Here is a 17,451-nt window from a genome sequence, read left to right on the forward strand (position 1 = left end):
AAAGCGCGTTCTCAGGTCTGGGCCCTGCCCGAGACGCCGGCCTGCGCGAAGGTGGCCATGTCCCGGTGGCAGGCGAGTGCCCCCTTCAGCAGGCCGATCGCCAGGGCGGCGCCGGAGCCCTCGCCGAGGCGCATGCCGAGCGCCAGCAGGGGCTTGAGGCCGAGCCGCTCCAAGACCTCGGCGTGCGCGCCCTCCGCCGATACGTGGCCGGCGAGGCAATGGTCGAGGGCGCGCGGGTCAAGGGCGTGCAGCACGGCCGCCGCCGCGGTCGAGACATAGCCGTCGATCACCACCGGTACCCGCTGCAGGCGGGCTGCCAGGATCGCGCCCGCCATCGCGGCGATCTCGCGCCCGCCGAGCCGGCGCAGCACCTCCAGCGGGTCGTCGAGATGGCCGGCGTGGTGGGCGAGCGCCGCCTCGACGGCCGCGACCTTGCGGGCATACCCCGCCGCGTCGACCCCGGTGCCGCGGCCGACCCAGTGCGCGGCGTCACCGCCGAACAGGGCGGCGTAGATCGCCGCCGCGATCGTGGTGTTGCCGATGCCCATCTCGCCGAGCCCCAGGCAGTCGGTGCCGGCCGCGATCGATTCCATGCCGAAGGCCATGGTGGCGACGCAGCCGCGCTCGTCCAGCGCCGGGCCCTCGCAGATGTCGCCGGTCGGCACGTCGAGGGCGAGGTCGAACACCTTGAAGCCGAGGCCGTAGGTGGCGCAGATCTGGTTGATCGCAGCCCCCCCGGCGGCGAAGTTGTCGAGCATCTGCCGGTTGACCGCGTCGGGGAAGGCCGAGACGCCGCGCCGCGTCACGCCGTGGCTCGCCGCGAAGACGCAGACCAGCGGCCGGTCAAGCGAGGGCGGCGCCTTGCCCTGCCAGGCGGCGAGCCACGCGACCAGCTCCTCCATGCGGCCGAGCGCGCCCGCGGGCTTCGTCAGCTGCGCCTCGCGCGCCGCGACCGCGCCCACGGCCTCCGCGTCGGCCTCGGGCATGGTGGCGACGAGGCGGCGGATGTCGGCGAAGGGGCTCTCGGGGCGGCTCTCGGTCATGTGCGCAATCCTGTGGGCGGCCGGCGCGGCGGCTGCGGCGGGGCCCGGCGAGCACGCTATAGTGCCGCCGGGCCGGGGGGTGAAGGCGCCGGCCGCCCAGGGCTCGGGCGGCGGAGGGAGCGCGGGCGATGGGCGAGCGATCCTCGGGCGGGGAGGCCGACTGGCCGGGCCGCTTCCTCCTGCACGATCTGGCCGCCTGCCTGCGCTTCTACTCGCGCCTGCCGGTGCCGCATCTCGGGCCCGGCGACCCGTACGCGGCGCCCGACTTCACGACGGTGCCCCGGATGCTGCCGGTCGCGGGCCTGATCCTGGCCCTGCCGGCGGCCGGCGCGCTGCTGGCGGCCTGGGCGCTCGGCCTCGGGCCTTTCCTCGCGGCGGTGCTGGCGCTCGCGGTCTCCGTCGTCGTGACCGGCGCCCTGCACGAGGACGGGCTCGCCGATGTCGCGGACGGGTTCGGCGGCGCGACGCGGGAGCGGCGCCTGGAGATCATGCGCGACAGCCGGATCGGCGCCTACGGGGCGACGACTCTCGTCCTGGCGCTGTTGCTGCGGATCGGGGCCCTCGCCACCCTGCTCGACAGGGTCGCCGCAGTGGCGGCGGTCGCGCTGCTCCTCGCCGCAGCGCTCTCGCGGGTGGCGGCGCTGCTGCCGATGGTGCTGCTCGGGCCGGCTCGGCCGGACGGGCTCAGCTCGGCGGTGGGCCGCCCGAGCCGCGGGACGCTCGGTGTTGCCGCCGGGTTCGGCCTCGTGCTGGCGCTCCTCGCCCTGCCGTTCGGGCTGCCCGCCCACGGCATCCTCCTGATGCTGCTGCTCTCCGGCCTCGCCGCCCTCGCGCTGACGCGGCTCGCCGCCTCCCGGATCGGCGGGCAGACCGGGGATGTCGTCGGCGCCTGCCAGCAGGCGGCGGAGATTGCGGGCCTCCTCGGCCTGATCGCCTGCCTGCCGGCCTGACGCCCGGTGCCGGCCTGACGACCGGTGCTGCCCTGATCGCCTGCCTGGCGCCCAGTGCCGGCCCGACGCGGGCCCGCACCGCACTTGATCTGCGGGCGGATCGGCGGGCAAGTGGGGGCATGTCGCAGAAGCCGTCGAGTCCCTGCACCAAGGTCTGCATCCTCGATGCGGAGACCGGCCTCTGTCGCGGATGCGGGCGCACCCGCGACGAGATCGCCGCCTGGGGCCTGCTCGGCGAGCCGCAGCGGCGCGCGATCATGGCGGGACTGGCGGCGCGGCTCGACGCGGCCTATCCGTCGCGCGCGGCCGAGCCGGCGATCTCCGGGTGACCCGTCGATGATCCAGTACCTGGCAATCGCCGCGATCCTGGCCGTGGTGGCCGCCCTCATCATCACGGACGGGACGGGCAGCGTGGCCGGCGTCGAGCCGGACACGCTTGCGGGCGTGGCTTTCGGGGTCGGCACCCTGGTGCTGGTCACCGCGGGCTACTGGCGCCGCTTCGGCAGCGGTCTCGGCGTCAACCTGCGCCACGCCTTGATCTGGCTCGCGCTCGGGCTCGCCTGCATCGTCGGGTACAGCTACCGCGACGAGATCCAGGGCGTCAGATCCCGGGTCGTCGGCGAGCTGCGGCCGGGCACCGCCGTCGTCTCGGGCCAGACCGTCGCCATCGTCCGGCGGCAGGACGGGGATTTCGAGGTCGAGGCCGAGGTGAACGGCCGGGTCCAGACCTTCGCGTTCGATACCGGCGCCAGCGCCGTGGTGCTCACCGCCGAGAACGCCGCCGCGCTCGGGATCCGCCCGGGCGACAACGACTTCACGACGCGGGTCTCGACGGCGAACGGCACGGCCTACGCCGCGCCGATCCTCATCGACGCGATCAGCATCGGCCCGATCACCGAGCGGCGCATCCCGGCCCTCGTCGCCCGCACGGGCGCGCTGGCGCAGAACCTTCTGGGCCAGAGCTTCCTGACGCGGCTGCCCGGCTACGAGGTGCGCGGCGACCGGCTGATCCTGCGGGGCCGCTGAGCGGGCGCGGGGGGCGACAAAGGCGGGCTTTCGGCGGGCGGTGGGGTTTTTCAGGGGCGCCGAGCCCGTATAACCCGCCGCAGGCCGGGGACGGGTCACGGACCCGCCGGAAGCCGTGCCGAGGACATCCTGCCGAGGACACCCCGCCCATGTCACAGGTCGTGCAATCCCGCCGCCGCAGCGCCGTCGACATCGCCAAGGCCAAGGCCGAGGGGCGCAAGATCATCTCGCTCACCGCCTATCACGCCCACACGGCCTCGATCCTCGACCCTTACTGCGACTTCATCCTGGTCGGCGATTCGCTCGGCATGGTCATGCACGGGATGGAATCGACGCTGCCTGTCACCCTGGAGATGATGATCCTTCAGGCGCAGGCGGTGATGCGGGGCACGAGCCGCGCCCTCGTGGTGGTCGACATGCCCTTCGGCAGCTACGAGGCGAGCCGCGAGCAGGCCTTCATGAGCGCGGCCCGCATCCTGAAGGAGACCGGCGCGGGCGCGGTGAAGCTCGAGGGCGGCGCGCGCTTCGCCGAGACGGTCGCCTTCCTGACCCAGCGCGGCGTGCCGGTGATGGGCCATATCGGGCTCACCCCCCAGTCTGTGAACACGATGGGCGGCTTCCGGGTGCAGGGCAGGGGCCCGGACGGCGAGCGCCTGCTCCTGGAGGATGCCCGCGCGATCAGCGAGGCGGGCGCCTTCGCGATCGTGCTGGAGGGCATCGTGGAGCCGGTGGCCCGCGCCATCGCGGCAGCGCCCGAAGTCACCGCCGCCACGATCGGGATCGGCGCCTCGTCCACCTGCGACGGCCAGATCCTCGTGCTGGAGGACATGCTGGGGCTCTCCGAGCGCACACCGAAATTCGTCAAGCAGTTCGGCTCGCTGCGTGCCCATATCGAGGGTGCGGTGAAGACCTACGCCGAGGAGGTCCGCGCCGGCCGCTTCCCCGAGGACGCGCACACCTACGCGGACAAGTGAGGCTCACGCTCGGCGTGGCGTCACGGTGCGCTGAGCCTGCCGCTAGAGCACGATGCGGAAAAGTGGAATCCGGTTTTCCGCATCGTGCGACCACAAAGAGATAGAGCGTGCTGCTGTTTCCGTGGAAACGCCGCACGCTCTAGCGGCGCGCCATCCCGTATTCGGACCGCTCCGCGCGGCGCCAGCGCAGATAGGCCTGATAGACCGCCTCCTTGTCGGCGGCGGCGCCCTGCGGCTGCTCGCTGAGGAAACGCTCGACCTCGCCCTGGGACGGCGTGTCACCGCGGTGGCTGTCGAGCCAATCCTGCGCCGGCTGGAACCGGGTCCAGCCCGGGACGGCGGCCGCGAGGTTCACCTCGCGCCATTTCGGATGATGCTGGGGCGCCAGGAACCGGTCGAACCGGTCGAAGAAGGCGGCGGTGAAGCGCTCCAGCTTCCTGTAGCGCTCAGAACCCTTCGGGTGATTGTAGACGCCGAGGATCGTGCCGACCGCGAGCGTCTCGACGGGTTTCGAGCCGTCGACGAGCTTCGGGTAGTCGGCGCCCGTCAGCGTGGCGGGCACGTAGGCCTCGCCGATCCGGTCGCTGTAGGGCACCGTGACGAGGTGGAACCGGCCTGCCGGCTCGAAGCCGGCGACGATCGCGACGGGTCGGGCGGCCACCGAGACGACCGCATCGAGCTCACCCCGGCGCAGCATCTCGAGGGCCGTCGGCTGGTCCACGTTGACCGCCTCGACCGCGACGCCGAGTTCGCGGAACATGGCGCGCCCGCTGTAATCCGTCCCGCTGCCCTTCACGTCGAAGCTGACGCGCTTGCCCGCGAGTTCGCCGACCGCGCCCACTTCCTTCGGGGCGATGACGTGGAGTTCGTCGTTGAAGAGCTTGGCGATGTAGTGGATCCGCTTCTCGATCTCCTTGAGGCGCTTGTCCTGGCGCAGCTGGTCCAGGGTATCGGTGCGCACGAAGCCGAGATCGACCCCTTTCAGGAAGCGGAGGTCGTAGGCGTTGGCCCCGGCGCCCCGGCCCAGGATGGGGAGGATGCGGAGCCTGTCGCCGTCGTCGAGGACGAAGGCGAGGTCGGCCCCGGTGCGGAAATAGGTGCCGCCGGGCGTGCCGGTGACGATCGAGACGGTGTTGGCGTTCAGCGTCTCGCTGAGCGCCGTCTCGGTCGCCGAGTCCTGGGCGGCGGGCCGCTTCTGCGCCGCGGCGTCCCGCGCCAGCCCCGCGGCGAGAAGCAGCGCGAAGGCTGTCGCGCAGGCCAGCCTCCAGGCCGCCCTCCAGGCCGTCGCACAGGATCGGACCGCCCTCATGCCCCTCGTCCCCATCGCCGTGCTCCCTCGGATTGATGGCTCAGCGCGCCGCCTCGGCGACGCTCTTGGGATCGCGCAGGCCGGCTGCGGCTGCCCGGGCGTAGAGCGCGCTCGCGCGCTCCGGATCGGGGCGCAATCCGTGGACGCGCCAAGCGCGCAGCATCTTCGGATCGCAGGTCTGGGCGAGCAGGAAGGTGGCGCGGGCATCGCCCCGCGCGACCAGATGTTCAAGCACGAGCTGGGCGCCGCTGATATCGCCCGATCGGATGAGCCGCTCGGCCCGTGCCAGCAGGGGCGCGTTCTGGGGATCCGAGGGCGGGGCCGCCGCCTGCGGGGTCGGCGCGGGTGGTTCGCCGGGGCCCGGCGCTCGCGCGGCTGCCGGTCCAACTGCAGGTCCGACTGCGGTCGCTTCCGTCCGGGCGACCGCGGCCTCGGCGCGGCGCTGGGCCGGTGCGGGATCCGGCGCCTCGATGTCCGCGGCGGTCGCCGCCGGTCGGATGGCGGGCGGCGTGACGGGCGCGGCGGCGACGGGCGTGGGCGCTGGGGCAGGCGCGGGGGCAGGCACGGCGCGTTCCTGCCGCGGCTGCACCCGCAGCGTGAAGACCGACCGCGCGATCGGCAGCGGGCGCCCGGTCTCCGTGAGCGACAGGGCCGCGACCGCCAGCGTGTAGGCGCCGGTCTGCTCCGGCTGGAGCGTGACGGCGAGGTTGGCGAGCTTCCAGTCCGTCACCTCGACCATCGCGCGGTCCTCGGCGGTGGTGACCGCGTGGTCCGCATCGCTGAGCCGCGCGCCCTTCGGCAGGCCGAGGATGTAGGTGCTCCCCCCGGACCGGCCGGGCCGGTGTCGCACCTCGACCTGGAGGGGAATGGCCGTGCCCTGCTCGCCGGCGACGTCCCGCGCGGAGACGCGCGGCGCAGCCGGGTCGGGGGCGCCCGGCCCCGCCTCGTCCACCCGGGCGGGCGCCTCCGCGCGTGCGCCGGGGACGCCGCCCCAGCAGGCCTGAAGGACGAGCAGGGCGATCGGGATACCGGTCCTGCGGGCGTTCCGGCGAGGCGGAGCGACGGGCATCACGATCGACATCGAGACCTCCCTGCGATCGAACGGGCGGCGATGCCCGGCCCGGCCGCGGGGCGCATTGCCCCGGGCAAGAGCGCCACGGACCAGAACGTCAATCCTCGTCGCGCAGAAAGCGCGAATTGTTCTGTACCAGGAAGGTCTTTGTCTGAACTATAGAGACGACCCGCATTAACATATGCAAGAATTGAGTATGATGCGGGATACTGTGCCCAGACATCGGTCAGCCAGCGACCGACGGGCTCGGCGCCTCTCGAAACGTTCGTGCGAACCGGGCGTGGCGCTTAAGGCCGACGCGAGGGCGTCAGCCTCAGGCCCGGGGCGGGGCGCTCCAGCAGCACCTCGCGGCGGAAGCGCACGAGGCGGGCCGGGCGTCCGGCCGTGCCGCTGGTGACGTCCTCGGTCTCCTCCACCAGCCCCTGCTGCGCCACGAGGCGGCGGAAGTTCTGCTTGTGCAGCGGCGTACCGGCGAGCGCCTCTACGCTGCGCTGGAGCTGCAGCAGGGTGAAGGCCGGCGGCATCAGCTCGAACACGACGGGGCGGTACTTGATCTTGCCGCGCATCCGCCCGATCGCGGTGGCGAGGACCCGGCGATGATCGAAGGCCATCGGCACCCCGGTCGGGTCGCCCGGCACCGCCTGGCCCGCATTGCCCTGCGCCTCTGGGATCAGTCCGGCCTCGAACAGAAGCTCGTAGCGCTCCAGCACGCGCTCGTCGCTCCAGGTGCCGCCGCCGAGCCCGAAGGTCAGCCCCAGCCGGTCGGCGCGCAGGCGGCGCAGCTTCGCCTCCGCGGGCTCCGCGGCCCAGGCCTCGAGCCGGGCGGCGATCGCGTCGAGTTGCGGGGGACGGCCCTGGCGGAAATCCTCGTAGGGCAGGTAGCGGTACCAGTTCTGCCAGGCCGCCTCGGCGAGCCCGGCGGGCCGCTCCTCGCGCACCAGCGCCAGATAGGCCACCGAGAGCGTGTGGGCGCCGGCCGCCGCATCGCCCGAGCGGTCGCGATCGCCGAAGGTGTAGAGTTGCTCGACATAGCCGAGGCGCTGGTGCGTCTGCCGCTCGACCCAGGCGCGAAGCCCCCGCTCCAGGGTGGCGTGCTCGGAGACGAGTGGGCCCGCGGGCAGGCCGTCGTCGCGTCCCGGCGCCTGCCCGGGCACCCGGACCGTGAGCGCGCGCGGCTCGCCCTCGGTCGCCGCCACGATGACCGCGACGAGGCCGACGGAGGAGGGATTCTCCACCGCGCCGGGCGGCACCTCCCGCCCTTCCGTGCCCCGTACGTTCTCGACTCCGGACATGCTCGACATCGACAGGGAAACACTTGGACGGGGAAGCACTCGGGCCGCGCCCTTCCCGGAGCGCGACGCCTCGAAGCTTTGCGCGATACGCCGCCGCGCCGGGTGCCCTCTCACCGCACCATGAAAGGTTCGCGACAGGTTCTTAGCCGTACTTAGCCGCCCGCCGTCAACCGGAGCGCGTGCCCAGCCTTGCAAAGCGGGCGCCCGCGACCCAAACCGCTCGGAGGGCGGCGGTTGAGCGGGTTGTTCCGCGATCCGGCCGCGCATCCGCGGGAAGGCAACGATGAGCGGAAGTCCCCACGTCGACCTGAGACTCTACGGGCTCCTCGACGTCGGAATCTGCGGCGGCGACGGCGCGCGGCTCGCCGCGATGGCGGTCGAGGCCGCGTCCGGCGGCTGCACCCTGCTCCAGTACCGCGAGAAGGACATCCCGAACGCCCGCGCCGCGCTGGAGCGGATCCGCGCGATCCGGTCGGCGCTCGCCGGCCGCGTGCCGCTCCTCGTCAACGACCGGGTCGACCTGGCGCTGGCCGCCGGTGCCGAGGGCGTGCATCTCGGCCAGGGCGACATGCACCCGGCCGACGCGCGGGCGCTCCTTGGCGCGGGCGCGATCGTCGGGCTCACCCTGAAGACCGCCGCGCAGGCCGACGAGCTCTACCGCCTGCCAGTCGACTACGCCTGCATCGGCGGCGTGTTCGCGACCGGCAGCAAGGACAATCCGGACCCGCCGGTCGGCCTGGAGGGCCTCGCCCGCATCGTCTTCCGGGGGCGCCTCGCGCGCGGGACCTCCTTCCCTCTCGGCGCCATCGCGGGCATCGATTCGAGCAACGCCGCCGCGGTGATCGCCGCCGGCGCGGACGGCGTCGCGGTGATCTCGGCCCTGTTCGGGGCGGAGGCCGTCGAGGGCCGGGCGCGGGACCTGCGCGCCCGTGTGGACGCGGCGCTCGCCGAGCGGGGAGGGGCCCGATGATCGCCCTCACCATCGCGGGCTCGGATTCGGGCGGCGGCGCCGGGATCCAGGCCGACCTCAAGACCTTCTCGGCGCTCGGCGTCTACGGCGCCAGCGTGATCACCGCGCTCACCGCCCAGAACACGCTCGGCGTCCAGGCGATCCACGACGTGCCGGCCGATTTCGTGACGGCGCAGTGCGACAGCGTGTTCTCCGATCTCGCGGTGGCCGCGGTGAAGATCGGCATGCTGTCGCGCGCCCCCGTGATCGCGGCAGTGGCGGCTGCCCTCGACCATCATGCCGGGACGATCCCCGTGGTGCTTGACCCGGTGATGGTCGCGACCAGTGGCGACCGCCTCATCGGGGACGACGCGGTGGCGGCGCTCAGCAGTACCCTGATGCCGCGGGCCGACCTGATCACGCCGAACCTGCCGGAAGCCGCGGCCCTGCTGGACGAGGCGGTAGCGGTCGGGGAGGCGGAGGCGGAGGCGCAGGGGCATCGTCTCCTGCGGCTCGGCGCCCGCGCGGTGCTGATCAAGGGCGGACACGGGGAGGGCGCGGAGAGCGTGGATCTGCTGGTGACCCCCGCGGGCGTCCGGCGCTTCCCCGCCCCGCGGGCCGCGACGCGCAACACCCACGGCACCGGCTGCACCCTGTCCGCGGCGGTCGCGGCCGGGCTCGCCCGCGGCCTCGACCTGCCGGACGCGGTCGGCGCGGCCAAGACCTACGTGAGCGGCGCGATCGCGGCGGCCGACCGGCTGATGATTGGCCGCGGCAACGGCCCGGTCCACCACTTCTTCGCGCACTGGCACTGAGCGACATCGCCTCGCCTGGACGGCAGGGGGGCGTTTGAACTATCGTACGTTCGTTCGAAGAACGGAACGAATTCAGGCAGTCGGCGGCGATGCAGGATCAGGCGGAACGGATCGAACGGGGTCGCACGCGCGATCTGCTCACCGGCGCCCAGGCCCTGTCGGGGCAGCTTGGCAAAACGATCCAGCGGCTGCGCAAGGCCTACAACCTCTCGCTCTCGGAACTCGCCGAGCAGTCGGGGGTGGCCAAGTCGATCATCAGCCAGATCGAGCGCAACGAGACCAACCCGACGCTCGCCACGATCTGGCGCCTGAGCCAGGCGCTCGACGTCTCGATCGAGCGGGTGCTGGCGACGAACGACGAGGAGCCCTTCATCGAGAAGGCCTCCCGCGCCGACACGCCGATCCTCCTCTCCGAGGACGGCCGGGTGCGGCTTGCCATCATCGGCTGGGTCAAGACGATCGAGTGGCTGCAATGGTACGACGTCTCGGCGGATCCCGGCGGCGTGCTCGATTCCGACCCGCACCAGCGCGGCTCGGTGGAGTCGCTCTCGGTGCGCGAGGGCGTGTTCGAGGTCGAGGTGGCGGGCGTCGTCCAGACCGCGCGGGCGGGGGAGACCCTGCGCTACCGCTGCGACCGGCCGCACACGGTGCGCTGCACCGGTGATCTGCCGGGCCGCGCTACGATGGTGGTGATCATGAAGGCGGCCGTGATGGAGTAAGGGCGGCCGCCCTTCCGATCCGTATCGGACCTCAGCGCCCGGTATTCACCCAGCGCACCATGTCGGCGAGCACGGTGCCGAGGGCCGCGTCGAGCGCGGCGGCGCCGGCGCCGGCATTGACGGACTTCACGGGCACGCGCGCCGTGAAGACGCGGGCGGCGGTGACGCGGCCGGTCCCCTCCGCGATCAGCTTGGCCGAGAGATCGACCACCGCCTCGCCGGTGCCGGCCGAGACGTCGAAGGCGCGGATCTCGCTGATCAGTTGGTAGTCCGACGCCACCTTGTCGCTCGGGCGGCTGACCGAGCGCAGGCGTCCGGAATTCTCCAGGCTCTGGATGAGGCGCGTCTGGATCAGGCGCGGCAGACGATCGGCCCACTGGCCGCCGCCCAGGAAGGAGAGCGAGCCGCCGGGCTCCCGCACGATGATGCGGTCGGACTCGAAGGGCTGGATGCCCACGGGCTCGACCACCACGATCGCGCGCCCCGCCATCGCCGGCCGGCCCGTCGGGGGGAGGGCGGCGAGGTCGAAGGTCAGCGGCGCGCCACCGCCGCCGCAGCCGCCGAGAAGCGGCGCGACCAACGCGGTGGCCAGCGCGAGAGCCGGGAGGTTCTGCGTCATCCGGAATACCTAGCGGGATACCGACAAGCACCCGTGGACGGGCACCGGACCGGGTGCAAGCTGCGCGTTATAACGGACCGGATTCGCGACCGGTGCCGTGCGTGCGGACACATGGGGCCGCCGCACGCTCCCTCTAGCGCCCACCGTTGTATTCAGGCAACGACGGCTTGCCGCCGAAGATGACCTGCGAGGGGTCGCGCTCCAGGCTCTTGACCGTGCGGTTGAGCGCACCGAGCGTGCGCTGCCCGTCCGTCGACAGGGCCTCGACCTCGCGCCGCCCGGAGCCGGAGAGCCGGTTGAAGCTCGTCGCGATGTTGGCGGTGCGCTTGTCGAGGTTCTCCGACAGCGTGCGGAAGGCCCGGCCCGCGTCGCGCACCGAGATCGCCGCCTCGCGTACCTCCGTGAAGGTCGAGGAGCCCTGCTGGCCCGAGGCCGAGCCGAGGAAGCCCTCGGCGCCCTTCAGCACGCCGTCGATGCGGTCGGCCGAGGCGCTGAGCTTGGCGGCCAGCGCCCGGGCGTCGTGCAGGCCCGCCTCGATGTCGGGGCTGGCATTCGCGAGCGCGCCGGAGAAACGGTCGGCGTTCTGGATGACGTGGTTCAGGCGCTCGCCGTCCACCGCCTTGACGAGGCCGGCGATCGAGGGGCCGGCATCGGCCAGCGTCTTCGAGAAGGCCTCGACGTTGGCCAGCGTCCGGTTGATCGCGCCCTCGTTGCCGGCCACCACCTTGTCGAGCCGCTGGAGCACGTCGTCGGCGCGCTGGGCGATCTGCTTGGCCGCCGCCATCATGTCCTGGATGTCGGAGGAATCGGCGAAGATCGTCGGCTGCTCGCCGTTCTGGCCGGGCTTCAGCGCGGGCGCGTCGGCGTTGCCGCCCGAGAGCGCGATCACCGAGACGCCGGTCAGCATCGCCGAATCGAGGCGGGCCCGGGTGTCGGCGCGCAGCGGCGTCGCCGGCTCGACCTTGATCTGCGCGATCACGCGGCGCGGGTCCTGCGGCAGAAGGCTCACCTCCGTGACCTCGCCGACCTTGATGCCGTTGAAGGTCACGCTCGAGCCGCGCGACAGGCCGCCGACGCTGCCCGAGAACACGATCCGCACGCCCTGGGCGACCTGGCGGGACGAGCCGCCCGACAGCCAGAGCACGAAGCCGAAGCCGGCCAGGATCACCGCGAGGGTGAAGGCGCCGATGAGGGCGTAGTTCGCGCGCGTCTCCATGCTCACACTTTCATCCGAGAGCGGGGAACGGCGCGGTGCGGGGTCGCACGAAGCGTGGCCGCGCGGAGGCCGGGCAAGAGACCGGGCAAGAGACCGGGCAAGAGACCGGGCAAGGGATCATGCATGGATGTCACCCCCCGTGACGATCGAGCGGGCGCGCTTGCCGTGGAAGTAGGAGCGCAGCCAGGGATGGTCGTGGGCCAGCATCTCGTCGATCGGGCCCGCCGCGATGATCTGGCCGTCGCCGAGCGCCGCGATGCGGTCGCAGGCGGTGTAGAGGCTGTCGAGGTCGTGGGTCACCATGAACACGGTGAGGCCGAGGGTCCGCTTCAGGGTTGCCACGAGGTCGTCGAACTCGCCCGCGCCGATCGGGTCGAGACCGGAGGTCGGCTCGTCGAGGAACAGGATCTCGGGGTCGAGCGCCAGCGAGCGGGCGAGCGCCGCGCGCTTGATCATGCCGCCCGAGAGTTCCGACGGATACTTGTCGGCGGCCTCGGGCTTCAGGCCCACCATCTCGATCTTGAGCCGGGCGAACTCGTCGAGCAGGCGCTCGGACAGGTTCAGGTGCTCGCGCATCGGCACCTGGATGTTCTGCTTCACGGTGAGCGCCGAGAACAGGGCGCCGTGCTGGAACAGCACGCCCCAGCGCTGCTCGACCCGGCGGCGCTCGGCGGCGCTCATCCCGTCCATATCCTGGCCGAAGACCCGGATCGTGCCCGAGCGCTTCGGGATCAGCCCCAGGATGGTGCGGGTGAGGACGGACTTGCCCTGGCCCGAGGGCCCAACGAAGCCCATGATCTCGCCCCGGCGGATGTCGAGGTCGAGCCCCTTCAGGATCGTGCGGTCGCGAAATCCCACGACGAGGTCGCGCACGCTGATGATCGGGTCGGGCTGGGATGCCTGCACGCTCGCCTCAGAAGTCGATGGCCGCGAAGAAGACCGCGAAGAGGCCGTCCAGAACGATCACCATGAAGATCGACTTGACCACCGAGGCGGTGACGTGGCGGCCGAGCGATTCCGCCGAGCCTTCCACGGCGAAACCCTCGATCGTCGCGATGATGCCGATGACGAGCGCCATGAAGGGCGCCTTGATCAGGCCGACGAAGACGTGGTGCAGGCCGACCGCCGCCTGGAGGCGGGCGAGGAACTGGTCGAGGGTGAGCCCGCCGTAGAGCATCGCGGTGATCCCACCGCCGAGCAGCGCCGAGAGCGCGCCGATCAGCGTCAGCATGGGCAGGCCAACGACGAGCGCCAGGATGCGCGGCACGATCAGCACCTCGACGGGGTCGAGGCCCATGACGCGCAGCGCATCGACCTCCTCGCGCATGCGCATCGAGCCGATCTCGGCGGTGAAGGCGGAGCCGGAGCGGCCCGCCACCATGATCGAGGTGAGCAGCACGCCGAGTTCGCGCAGGATCAGCAGGCCGATCAGGTTGACCACGAAGGTCTGCGCGCCGAAGCGCTGCAATTGGAAGATGCCCTGCTGGGCGACGATGCCGCCGACGAGGAACGAGATCAGCACGATGATCGGCGCGCCCCGCAGCGCCACCTGCTCGATCTGGTTGACGAAGGCGCTGGTGCGGAAGGTGCGCGGCCGCGCCGCGACCCGCCCGCAGGCCGCCACCACCTCGCCCAGGAAGGCGACGCCCGTGACGATATCCTGGCCGGCGCCCACCACGCGCCGGCCCAGCCCGTCGAGGGCGCCGTGAATCCGGCCCATGGGCTCGGCGGAGGAGGCCTCGGGCTCGCGCAGGGACATCTCGCCGAGCAGGATGCGGTACTCGGGCGTCGCGCCCGCATAGCTCAGGCGTCCGCCCGCGGCCTCGATCTCGGCCCGGGTCCGCTCCAGCACCCAGGCGCCCAGCGTGTCGAGCCGCTCGATCGGCGCGAGATCGACCACGATGGCCCGGCCGGATGCCGCCTCCGCGACGCGCCGGGCCGCGACCTCGACGGAGGCGCCCTGGTCGGCGGTCCAGCGGCCGGCGAGCGCGAGCCGCCCGTCCGCGCCGTCGTGGACGCGCGCGGCCGAGGCGTCCTCGACGATCCGGGTCCGTGCGACGCTCAGCACGCGCGGCCTCCGTTGGCTGCCCTGGGGGCTCTCGGGTCCATCACGCCGCCCTTCCTGCGCCCCTCTTATGACGAGATTAGGGTTACGGTCCGGTATCGATCGCCTAGGCGAGCGTGCCCTGGCGCACATCCCGTGCCGCCGCAGCCGTCAGCAGGAGGCCGATGAGCGCCAGCGGCGCCATCATGGCGAAGGCCAGTGGGCCGGCCGCCCGGTAGGCGAAGCCGGTGAGGATCGTGGCGCTGGCCGACACTGTGGCGTTCACGGCGCTCAACGTGCCCTGCGCCCGGCCGCGCGCGCCTTCGGGCGCGATGCCGGAGACCGCCGCCATCGCGCCGAGTTGGGTCGCCCCGAAGGTGAAGCCGTGCAGCGCCTGGAGCGCGACGAGGGCCGGCAGTACGTCTCCGAAGGCGTAGAGCCCGAGGGCGCGCACCACGGCGGCGGTGCCGCCCAGGGCGAGCAGCCGGAACGGCGTGCGCCAGCGCGCGGGCAGCCGCCCGATCAGGGCGAAGAGCACGATCTCCGAGACGACGCCGACGCCCCAGAGGCCGCCCACCGTCGCGGTCGATAAGCCGTGCCCGGTCCAGTGGATGCTGCCGAAGCTGTAGATCGCGGCGTGGCTCGCCTGGATCGCGGCGGCCGCGCCGATGCAGAGCCAGAGCTTGATCGGCAGCCGCGGCCTCTCGCCGCCGGAGGCGCGCACCGGGGCGGGCGCCACGTCGCGGCTCGCGTAGGCGACGCCGCTGGCGATCAGCGCGAGGCCGGTGAGCAGCAGCGGCACCGCGACCTGCCCGCCGAGGGCTCCGAGCAGCGCGCCGCCCGCGAGGTTGGCGACGAGGAAGGCGACCGAGCCCGCCATGCGGATGCGGGCGTAGTCGAGCCGCGGCCGGGCCCTGACGGCCGCGAGCGTCAGGAAATCGATGCTCGGCACCAGCGGCGCGCCGGCCACCGCGTTGAGCACGATCAGCGCGGCGAGCAGCCCCCAGCCGAGCGGTGCGGCGGCCGGCATCGCGGCGTAGGTCAGCGCGAGGCCGAGGCTGCCGAGGAGCAGCAGCGTGCGCGGGCCGACGCCGCGGTCGATCAGGCTCATCAGCGGCGCCGTGGCGACGATGCGGGTCGCGATCGGCAGCGCCAGCAGCAGGCCGATCACGGTCGGGTCGAGGCCGAGCGCGTCGAGCCAGACCGGCATGAACGGCATGGCGATGCCGATCTCGACGAAGACCACGGCGTAGAGCAGCGCGAGGCGCGGCGCACCGGTCTCGGCGGGGGCGGTCAGGACTTGGGACAAGCGGTTCGGGGGCTGACGGGACGGGCGCGGCGAGGGCCCCCCGTAAGCGCGCGTTAAACTCGCTCTGTCAAATTCGCACCGTCCGTCGCGGCCGGTCTGCCCGCGCCGGGACCCCGTGCGAGGACGCGTTCATGTCCGGATCCCAGTCGCTGACGCCCTACGAGCCGGACGCCTACGAAGTCATCGCGCGGGCGATGGCCGAGAGCGAGCGCGGGCGCTGGTTCCTGGACGAGCACGCCCGCCGCAACCGCGGGTCCGACACGGGCACGGTGCTCGATGCGATCGCCCGGCTGGAGAACGTGGTCACGTCCCAGCGTCCGCCCGACGACCTCGCGCACCTGCGCGGGAACCTCCTCGACATGGCCAATGCGATCAGCCGGACCAAGGCCGAGATCGCGGCGATCAGCGCGCCGGGCCAGGACCAGAGCCGGCTCGGCACGGCCTCGGAGGCCCTCGACGCGATCGTGCGCACGACCGAGCGGGCGACCTCCGACATCCTCGGAGCGGCCGAGCAGGTGCAGGAAGCGGCCTGGCTCCTGCGCGAGCGGGGCGTCGAGGGCGAGTTCTGCGACCGCCTCGACCGGCACGCCACTCAGATCTACACCGCCTGCTCGTTCCAGGACCTGACGGCGCAGCGCACGAGCCGCATCGTCCACACGCTGCGCTATCTCGAGGATCGCCTGTCCTCGATGATCGCGATCTGGGACGCGGACGGCGCGCGTCTCCCGCCCGCGCCCGGCACGGAAACGGCCGAGGCCGCGGCCGACCTCTGCCAGAGCGATGTGGACCGCTTCATCGACGCGGAGGCCACGCCCGTAGCGGTCGCCTCCCATCTCGGCGCGACAGCGCTGGACGACGACCTCGCCTTCGTCGAGGCACCCGTGGTGGTGAAGGCGGAGAGCGCCACCGAGCCCGTGATGGCGCTCGAGATCGAAGGAGCGGTGGTCACCGAAGCTGCGGCCGAGGAAACTGCGCTCGACGTATTCGAGCCGGTCGGGACTGGCGCCGAGGTCTCCACGCAAAGCACCCCGGACTTGATCCTCGGCTTCGATGTCGAGGAGCCGGCCCCGGCGCTTGCGGCGCTTATCGACGCGCACGAAGAGCCGACGGCCGAGGTCCCGCCGGCAGGGGCTGCCAGCGAGGATTTGATCCTGGCCGTGGCCGAGCCGGCTCCGGAAGCCGCCGTCGAGTTCCAGGCCTCGCTCGACGTCTCGGAACCGGGCGACACCGAGGCAGCCATCCGTCTTTCGGCCGACGATACCGCGGCTGAGGAGGCTCAGAAGGCTTCGGAGAAGCCGAACGAGGCCCCGGCAACCCTCGACGACATCGACCTCCTCAGCATCGAGGAGAAGCTGGCGCTGTTCTCCTGAGGGGACGACGCGCCGCGGTCGCCGCCGCGCACGGATCGGTCTATGGGGCTCGCGACCGGGTCTCAGGACCGGTCGCGAGCCCCGGATCGTTGCGACCGTGACCAAGCCCTCATCTAAGCCTCCCGCCAAGTCCTCCGCCAAGTCCTCCGCCAAGTCCTCCGCCGGATCCTCCGCCGGATCCTCCGCCGGATCCTCCGCCGGATCCTCCGCCGGATCCTCCCCCAAGGCTTCGACGCAGCCCGTCCTCCACCTGCTCAAGCTCAGCGTCGGCACGACCTCGATCACCGACCTCGCCGCCTGGCAGGCGCGCCGCCGTCAGGAGGCGGCGCTGGCAGGGCGAGAGCCGGCACCGTTCCACGTCACCCGCATGGTTCCCTCACGCCGCGCCGAGATCGTCGGGCGCGGCTCGATCTACTGGGTGATCAAGGGCACCCTGTGCTGCCGACAGACCGTGACGGCGATCGAGCCCGTGACCGGCGCTGACGGCGTCCCGCGCTGCCGCCTCGTCCTCGGCGAGCCGCTGGTGCCCGTGGCGCCCCGGCCCTGCCGCCCGTTCCAGGGTTGGCGCTACCTCGCGGCCGCCGACGCGCCGGCCGACCTCGACGCCGCGGCGGCTGGCGACATCGCCGAGATGCCGGAGGCCCTGCGCCGCGAGCTAGTCGGTCTCGGGCTGCTCTGAGGAGCGGGTCTTCGCTGGCCGAAACGAGAAGGGGCGGGCCTGGCGGCCAGCCCCTCCGTCTCGTC

18 protein-coding genes are annotated in these 17,451 nt (G+C 72.6%); 9 read left to right on the forward strand and 9 right to left on the reverse strand.

Going from position 1 to position 17,451, the window contains the following annotated elements; genetic code table 11:
- Positions 1-11 precede the first annotated feature (11 nt).
- A complete protein-coding gene (gene cobT / locus DK427_RS12135) occupies positions 12-1,043 on the reverse strand; it encodes a nicotinate-nucleotide--dimethylbenzimidazole phosphoribosyltransferase (protein ID WP_109951486.1) in 1,032 nt (343 codons plus the stop codon).
- Between the two features lie 128 nt (positions 1,044-1,171).
- Here cobT and cobS point away from each other — a divergent pair, with 128 nt between their 5' ends.
- The 4 genes from cobS to panB all read left to right on the forward strand — a co-directional run bounded on the left by cobS (position 1,172) and on the right by panB (position 3,993).
- Entirely contained in the window at positions 1,172-1,993 is an 822-nt protein-coding gene (cobS, locus tag DK427_RS12140) for an adenosylcobinamide-GDP ribazoletransferase (protein ID WP_109951487.1), read from the forward strand.
- Between the two features lie 119 nt (positions 1,994-2,112).
- Complete coding sequence (locus tag DK427_RS12145) at positions 2,113-2,322, forward strand: DUF1289 domain-containing protein (RefSeq protein WP_109951488.1); 210 nt, start codon at positions 2,113-2,115, stop codon at positions 2,320-2,322.
- Positions 2,323-2,329: 7 nt separating this feature from the next.
- A complete protein-coding gene (locus tag DK427_RS12150; protein WP_245930905.1) occupies positions 2,330-3,019 on the forward strand; it encodes a retropepsin-like aspartic protease family protein in 690 nt (229 codons plus the stop codon).
- A 149-nt stretch (positions 3,020-3,168) separates the two neighbouring features.
- On the forward strand, positions 3,169-3,993 hold the full coding sequence (panB, locus tag DK427_RS12155) for a 3-methyl-2-oxobutanoate hydroxymethyltransferase (protein ID WP_109951489.1): 825 nt from the start codon (positions 3,169-3,171) through the stop codon (positions 3,991-3,993).
- Between the two features lie 139 nt (positions 3,994-4,132).
- Here the strand turns inward: panB and DK427_RS12160 are convergent, their stop codons facing one another.
- From DK427_RS12160 to DK427_RS12170, 3 genes are all read right to left on the reverse strand, one after another.
- Positions 4,133-5,302: a TAXI family TRAP transporter solute-binding subunit gene (locus DK427_RS12160; protein WP_109951490.1), complete on the reverse strand. Its 1,170-nt coding sequence runs from the start codon at positions 5,300-5,302 to the stop codon at positions 4,133-4,135.
- 40 nt (positions 5,303-5,342) lie between these two features.
- Positions 5,343-6,383, reverse strand: a complete 1,041-nt coding sequence (locus tag DK427_RS12165; RefSeq protein ID WP_109951491.1) for a hypothetical protein — start codon at positions 6,381-6,383, stop codon at positions 5,343-5,345.
- A gap of 278 nt (positions 6,384-6,661) precedes the next feature.
- Positions 6,662-7,666 carry an NUDIX hydrolase gene (locus tag DK427_RS12170; protein WP_245930907.1) on the reverse strand — a complete coding sequence of 335 codons (1,005 nt, stop codon included), beginning with the start codon at positions 7,664-7,666 and terminating at the stop codon, positions 6,662-6,664.
- A 283-nt stretch (positions 7,667-7,949) separates the two neighbouring features.
- Between DK427_RS12170 and thiE the strand changes: the two genes are divergently transcribed.
- The 3 genes from thiE to DK427_RS12185 all read left to right on the forward strand — a co-directional run bounded on the left by thiE (position 7,950) and on the right by DK427_RS12185 (position 10,149).
- Positions 7,950-8,636, forward strand: a complete 687-nt coding sequence (gene thiE, locus DK427_RS12175) for a thiamine phosphate synthase (RefSeq protein ID WP_109951492.1) — start codon at positions 7,950-7,952, stop codon at positions 8,634-8,636.
- Positions 8,633-9,430: a bifunctional hydroxymethylpyrimidine kinase/phosphomethylpyrimidine kinase gene (gene thiD, locus DK427_RS12180; RefSeq protein ID WP_109951493.1), complete on the forward strand. Its 798-nt coding sequence runs from the start codon at positions 8,633-8,635 to the stop codon at positions 9,428-9,430. Before thiE ends, thiD begins: the two co-directional genes overlap by 4 nt.
- Positions 9,431-9,519: 89 nt before the next feature.
- Entirely contained in the window at positions 9,520-10,149 is a 630-nt protein-coding gene (locus tag DK427_RS12185; RefSeq protein WP_109951494.1) for a helix-turn-helix domain-containing protein, read from the forward strand.
- 31 nt (positions 10,150-10,180) lie between these two features.
- Here DK427_RS12185 and DK427_RS12190 read toward each other — a convergent pair whose 3' ends face one another.
- The 5 genes from DK427_RS12190 to DK427_RS12210 form a co-directional block, all read right to left on the reverse strand.
- The gene (locus DK427_RS12190; protein WP_109951495.1) at positions 10,181-10,768 is read right to left on the reverse strand and encodes an ABC-type transport auxiliary lipoprotein family protein; all 588 of its coding nucleotides are present in this window, start codon (positions 10,766-10,768) and stop codon (positions 10,181-10,183) included.
- Positions 10,769-10,901: 133 nt separating this feature from the next.
- Positions 10,902-11,984, reverse strand: coding sequence for an MlaD family protein (locus DK427_RS12195; protein ID WP_109951496.1), 1,083 nt, complete (start codon positions 11,982-11,984; stop codon positions 10,902-10,904).
- Between the two features lie 117 nt (positions 11,985-12,101).
- Positions 12,102-12,890 (reverse strand): ABC transporter ATP-binding protein, encoded by a 789-nt coding sequence (locus DK427_RS12200; protein WP_245930909.1) that lies wholly within the window; start codon positions 12,888-12,890, stop codon positions 12,102-12,104.
- A gap of 7 nt (positions 12,891-12,897) precedes the next feature.
- Complete coding sequence (locus tag DK427_RS12205; RefSeq protein ID WP_425452595.1) at positions 12,898-14,049, reverse strand: ABC transporter permease; 1,152 nt, start codon at positions 14,047-14,049, stop codon at positions 12,898-12,900.
- A gap of 106 nt (positions 14,050-14,155) precedes the next feature.
- On the reverse strand, positions 14,156-15,325 hold the full coding sequence (locus DK427_RS12210; protein ID WP_425452596.1) for an MFS transporter: 1,170 nt from the start codon (positions 15,323-15,325) through the stop codon (positions 14,156-14,158).
- Between the two features lie 143 nt (positions 15,326-15,468).
- Here DK427_RS12210 and DK427_RS12215 point away from each other — a divergent pair, with 143 nt between their 5' ends.
- Both DK427_RS12215 and DK427_RS12225 read left to right on the forward strand, forming a co-directional pair.
- Positions 15,469-16,707 carry a ribonuclease E domain-containing protein gene (locus DK427_RS12215; protein WP_109951498.1) on the forward strand — a complete coding sequence of 413 codons (1,239 nt, stop codon included), beginning with the start codon at positions 15,469-15,471 and terminating at the stop codon, positions 16,705-16,707.
- A gap of 250 nt (positions 16,708-16,957) precedes the next feature.
- The gene (locus DK427_RS12225) at positions 16,958-17,386 is read left to right on the forward strand and encodes a DUF1489 family protein (protein WP_109954130.1); all 429 of its coding nucleotides are present in this window, start codon (positions 16,958-16,960) and stop codon (positions 17,384-17,386) included.
- The last annotated feature ends 65 nt before the right edge of the window (positions 17,387-17,451 follow it).

The sequence above is a fragment of the Methylobacterium radiodurans genome (genome assembly GCF_003173735.1).
Taxonomy (GTDB): Bacteria; Pseudomonadota; Alphaproteobacteria; order Rhizobiales; family Beijerinckiaceae; genus Methylobacterium; species Methylobacterium radiodurans.

Bases quoted from the DNA above. Each gene is read 5' to 3' on its own strand.
- cobT (WP_109951486.1), bottom strand. From the start codon at position 1,043: ATGACCGAGAGCCGCCCCGAGAGCCCCTTCGCCGACATCCGCCGCCTC.
- cobS (WP_109951487.1), top strand. From the start codon at position 1,172: ATGGGCGAGCGATCCTCGGGCGGGGAGGCCGACTGGCCGGGCCGCTTC.
- DK427_RS12145 (WP_109951488.1), top strand. From the start codon at position 2,113: ATGTCGCAGAAGCCGTCGAGTCCCTGCACCAAGGTCTGCATCCTCGAT.
- DK427_RS12150 (WP_245930905.1), top strand. From the start codon at position 2,330: ATGATCCAGTACCTGGCAATCGCCGCGATCCTGGCCGTGGTGGCCGCC.
- panB (WP_109951489.1), top strand. From the start codon at position 3,169: ATGTCACAGGTCGTGCAATCCCGCCGCCGCAGCGCCGTCGACATCGCC.
- DK427_RS12160 (WP_109951490.1), bottom strand. From the start codon at position 5,302: ATGAGGGCGGTCCGATCCTGTGCGACGGCCTGGAGGGCGGCCTGGAGG.
- DK427_RS12165 (WP_109951491.1), bottom strand. From the start codon at position 6,383: ATGTCGATCGTGATGCCCGTCGCTCCGCCTCGCCGGAACGCCCGCAGG.
- DK427_RS12170 (WP_245930907.1), bottom strand. From the start codon at position 7,666: ATGTCCGGAGTCGAGAACGTACGGGGCACGGAAGGGCGGGAGGTGCCG.
- thiE (WP_109951492.1), top strand. From the start codon at position 7,950: ATGAGCGGAAGTCCCCACGTCGACCTGAGACTCTACGGGCTCCTCGAC.
- thiD (WP_109951493.1), top strand. From the start codon at position 8,633: ATGATCGCCCTCACCATCGCGGGCTCGGATTCGGGCGGCGGCGCCGGG.
- DK427_RS12185 (WP_109951494.1), top strand. From the start codon at position 9,520: ATGCAGGATCAGGCGGAACGGATCGAACGGGGTCGCACGCGCGATCTG.
- DK427_RS12190 (WP_109951495.1), bottom strand. From the start codon at position 10,768: ATGACGCAGAACCTCCCGGCTCTCGCGCTGGCCACCGCGTTGGTCGCG.
- DK427_RS12195 (WP_109951496.1), bottom strand. From the start codon at position 11,984: ATGGAGACGCGCGCGAACTACGCCCTCATCGGCGCCTTCACCCTCGCG.
- DK427_RS12215 (WP_109951498.1), top strand. From the start codon at position 15,469: ATGTCCGGATCCCAGTCGCTGACGCCCTACGAGCCGGACGCCTACGAA.